The organism is Actinomadura sp. (genome assembly GCF_044508335.1).
Classification (GTDB): domain Bacteria; phylum Actinomycetota; class Actinomycetes; order Streptosporangiales; family Streptosporangiaceae; genus Spirillospora.
Map to the genome: position 1 here is coordinate 21,551 of NZ_JBIQHY010000098.1, position 1,797 is coordinate 23,347.

Annotated in this window: 1 protein-coding gene and 1 pseudogene; both read right to left on the minus strand. The window is 79.2% G+C overall.

Features of this window, described 5'->3' with window-relative positions:
* Positions 1-1,599: ArnT family glycosyltransferase (locus ACIWVC_RS26315; RefSeq protein ID WP_396454712.1), on the minus strand; the 1,599-nt coding region annotated here is incomplete at its 3' end.
* Positions 1,596-1,797: pseudogene (locus tag ACIWVC_RS26320) on the minus strand (hypothetical protein); the annotation flags it as partial. The pseudogene ACIWVC_RS26320 and the gene ACIWVC_RS26315, both read right to left, overlap by 4 nt.

Here is a 1,797-nt window from a genome sequence, read left to right on the forward strand (position 1 = left end):
GGCGCCGGGCGGGGTGCCGGGGCGTCCGGCGGGCATGCCGGTGGGGGCGCCGCGTCCGCGCGGGCCGCCGAACCGGTTGCCCGCGGACGGCCCGGCCAGCGGGTCGGTGCCGTTGGGGGCGGTGGAGGCGGCCGACGCGGCGTAGGCGCCCGGCCCGGCGAGCGCGGCGGCGGCGGCGAGGACGAGGCCCGCGGCCGCAGCGGATGTCCCGGCGCGCGGCCGGGTGCGCGGGATGAGCCGCCCGGCCAGGAGCGCGGCGGCGGCGAGGGCGGTGGCGGCGGCGACGAGCCACCGCAGCCACGGATGCCAGCCGGGGGTGCGGTCCAGCAGGACGAACGCCCAGGCCCCGGTGGCGGCGGTCCCGGCGGGCAGGACCCACGCCCACGCCGCCGGCCGGCGGTGCGCGGCGGCCGGCAGGACGGCGCCGGCGCCGGTGAGCGCGGCGACGGCGGGGGCCATGGCGGTGGAGTAGTAGGGGTGGAAGGTGCCCTGCGCGAAGCTGAAGACGGCGTAGTGGACGGCGAGCCAGCCGCCCCACAGGATCAGCGCGGCGCGGGCGGGGTCGGTGCGGGGGCGGCGGCGCAGCAGGACGAGCCCGGCGGCCAGGGCGAGGACGGCGAAGGGGATCAGCCAGGAGATCTGGCCGCCGAGGATGTCGTTGAACAGCCGCCCGGCGCCGGGCGCGCCGCCGAACCCGCCGCCGAACCCGGGGCCGCCGCGTCCGCCCGGCCCGTCCTGGCCGAGGACGCGGCCGAGGCCGTTGTAGCCGATGACCAGGTCCAGGGCGGTGCCGTCGGTGCTGCCGCCGATGTAGGGGCGGGAGCGGGCGGGGATCAGGTCGACGGTGAGGACCCACCACAGCGACGAGACCGCCAGGACGGCGCCGGCGGCGGCCAGGTGCGCCAGCCGCCGCCGGATCCCGGGCCGCGCCGCGACCAGGTAGGCCAGGGCCAGCGCGGGGACGGGCAGGAACGCCTGCAGCATCTTGGTGTTGAAGCCGCAGCCGATCAGGAACGCCGCGAGCAGCAGGGGCCGCGCCCGCCCGCCGGCGATGGCGCGCTGGCAGGCCCAGGCGGCGGCGACCATCAGCAGGACCAGGAGGGTGTCGGGGTTGTTGTCGCGGTTGATCGCGACGGTGATCGGGGTGAGGGCGAGCACGGCCGCCGCGGTGACCGCGGCGGCGTGCCCGAACGCGCGCCGGACCGCCGCGTGCAGGACGGCGACGGCGGCGACGCCTTCGACGACCTGCGGGAGCAGCAGGCTCCACGTGCCGAATCCGAGGATGCGGGCCGACAGGCCCATCGCCCACAGCGCCAGGGGCGGTTTGTCGACGGTGATGTAGGAGCCGGCGTCCAGGGAGCCGAAGAAGAACGCCTTCCAGCTCTGGGTGCCGCTTTTGACGGCGGCGGAGTAGTAGGCGTTGGCGTATCCGGCGTCCGGCAGCCCCCACCCGTAGAGCGCTCCCGCGGCGATCAGGACGGCCCACAGGGCGGGCCGGGCCCAGCGGGGGTCGTCGGGGGCGCCGAGGAGCAGCCGCCGCAGGGGCCGGGCCGGGGCGGGGCCGCGCCGCCCGGCGGGCGCGGTGGCGGTGGCGGTCACGAGGGCGTCCCTCCGGTGCGATGTGCGGCTGGGTGTGCGGCTGGGTGTGCGGCTGGGTGTGCGGCGGGGCGCGGTGCGCCGCGCGGGGCGAGGCGGCGGGGGTGGAAGATCCAGGCGCGCATCAGCAGGAACCGGGCCAGGGCGGCGGCGGCGTTGGCGGTGACGAGCGCGGCGGCCTCCACGGCGCGGGACGCGCCG